This is a genomic window from Streptomyces sp. NPDC057654, from assembly GCF_042800135.1.
GTDB lineage: Bacteria > Actinomycetota > Actinomycetes > Streptomycetales > Streptomycetaceae > Streptomyces.
Genome location: NZ_JBHVHQ010001223.1, coordinates 1 through 1,900 on the forward strand (window position 1 = coordinate 1; position 1,900 = coordinate 1,900).

At 68.1% G+C, this 1,900-nt stretch carries 2 protein-coding genes; both read right to left on the bottom strand.

The features are described 5' to 3' along the window. Positions 1 to 61: 61 nt before the first annotated feature. Complete coding sequence (locus ACFU99_RS42220) at positions 62 to 1,165, bottom strand: sporulation-delaying protein SdpB family protein (protein WP_384403717.1); 1,104 nt, start codon at positions 1,163 to 1,165, stop codon at positions 62 to 64. Further along, entirely contained in the window at positions 1,162 to 1,782 is a 621-nt protein-coding gene (locus ACFU99_RS42225; protein WP_384403720.1) for an SdpA family antimicrobial peptide system protein, read from the bottom strand. Before ACFU99_RS42225 ends, ACFU99_RS42220 begins: the two co-directional genes overlap by 4 nt. Between the last annotated feature and the right edge of the window lie 118 nt (positions 1,783 to 1,900).

Genomic DNA, 1,900 nt, shown 5'->3' on the forward strand with positions numbered 1-1,900 from the left:
GCACGGTGGGCCGAGGGCGGACGGGTTGGGAGGGGCGGATGCTCCGGGGTCAGCTCCGAGGTCAGCTTCGAGGGGCGGCGGACGCCGTGGGAGCGGCCGTACCGCACACCGCGCACGGCGTGGCCTCTTCGGATACGGGCAGGTCGGGTTCGGGTACGGGTACAGGCGGGTCGGACCGGTCGGTCGCGGCATCCGCCTGACTGTCCGCCGCCTGACCGTCCGTTGCCTGGCCGTCCGTTGCCTGGCCATCCGCCGCCTGGTCATCCGCCGGTGCACGGGGCGGCGCGGGTGAGCGGCGGCCCGGGGTCGCGCAGACGATCGCCGAGCCGATCATCACCAGACCGAAGCTCCACAGGCCCATGGTGAGGATGATCGAGCCGTGCAGCACGATATCCATGATCAGTCCGGTCTTCCGCCAGCGATGGGAGGCCAGCAGGCAGACGCCGATGGCGAGTTCGATCACCAGCGCGCCCCAGGTCATGGAGACGACGATCAGTGGATTCTTGGACAGCCACAGCAGGAGCGAGTCCCATGGCGCGCTCACGCCGAACATGTTGTCGCGCAGAAAGTAGTACTCGGCGGTGCCATTCGCCCAGTCGGCCACGCCGAATTTGCTGATGGCGCTGTCGAGATAGAGATAGGCGATCTGCACGCGAATGGCCAGGAAGGCGACCATGGACAGGGTCCGCCACGACGGCGCCAGGGCGGATTTCGGCCGCTGCCAGTGCCAGGTGCGGTTGTCGGCCAGCCCGATGGGGATCATCAGGAAGCCCATGATCATGGCCACGGATTCGCCGCCGTCGGGCACCGAGATGCTGACCGCGACGGAATAGGTGGCCCAGGCGAGGGGAATCGCGGTCCAGCGGGGCCGGTAGCCGCTGGCCGCCGCGACCAGGATGACGATCAGCAGCCATCTGCGGGGCTCCATGCCGACGGAGTCGCCGCCCAGGCAGAGCGCCGAGGCCGCGCGTACGGAGTCACAGCGCGGGAATTCCCCGATGGTGATGACCGGCACCAACAGCGCCTTGACGGGCGTCAGCAGCAGAACGCTCAGCTCGGCCACGGCGATGACCGTACGGCCGATCCCGAACCATCGGGAGCGCAGATCGTGCCGTTCGGTGTGGACCGCGAGCCGGTCGGCGAGGGAGTTCAGGGCCGGGGTCATGTGCATCGGACGTCCAAGTGGGCGATTTTGACGACTCGCTTGTCGTAGGAGACCAACTGCCGGTAACTCCACGGAACCGTCTTCTCCTGGGTGAGATAGGCGTCGCCGCAGATAGTCGGCACCGGACTGCCGTTGTCCGCCTTCTTCGCCGGCTTCGTGGCCTCCTTGCGCAGACAGGCGTCGAGGAATCCGGCGCAATCCGTCCAGGAACTGATGGCAGACGCGCTGAGATAGGCCAGTTCCGGCCCCTGGGCGCGCTGTGTGCGGGACAGGCCGAAGAGATTCGAGGGCGCGCCCTGCGGGGTGTCCAGCAGGTCGTGGGCCGCGCCGTTCGGCTGGTACGCGTACACGCCGGTCTGCACGGTCTCGGGATTGCGGGTGAAGAACGCCCAGTTCTCCGGCGTCAGGACGTTCAGGGCCTGCCGGGCGCCTTGCGAGTGCCGACTGCTCAGCGCGTTGCTCGGCAGCGTGTAGAAGAGCGAGGCGGCGAGATATCCGAAGACGCAGACACAGGCGACGGAGAACAGGACGAGTTGGCGTACGGAACCGGCGCGTCGTTCCGCCGGTCTCGGGCGGGGTGGGGAAGTCGAGGGCGAAGGAGAAGGCGAACTGGGCATGCGGGCGCGACCCCTGAATTCTGGGAGATCTGTTGGAGATCCGGGAGATCCGGGAGATCCGGGTGAGTTGAGCGGTCCGACGGGTCGCCGGTGACCCGCCGGGCCGCGTCCGTGACGC

Bases quoted from the DNA above. Each gene is read 5' to 3' on its own strand.
- ACFU99_RS42220 (WP_384403717.1), bottom strand. From the start codon at position 1,165: ATGACCCCGGCCCTGAACTCCCTCGCCGACCGGCTCGCGGTCCACACC.
- ACFU99_RS42225 (WP_384403720.1), bottom strand. From the start codon at position 1,782: ATGCCCAGTTCGCCTTCTCCTTCGCCCTCGACTTCCCCACCCCGCCCG.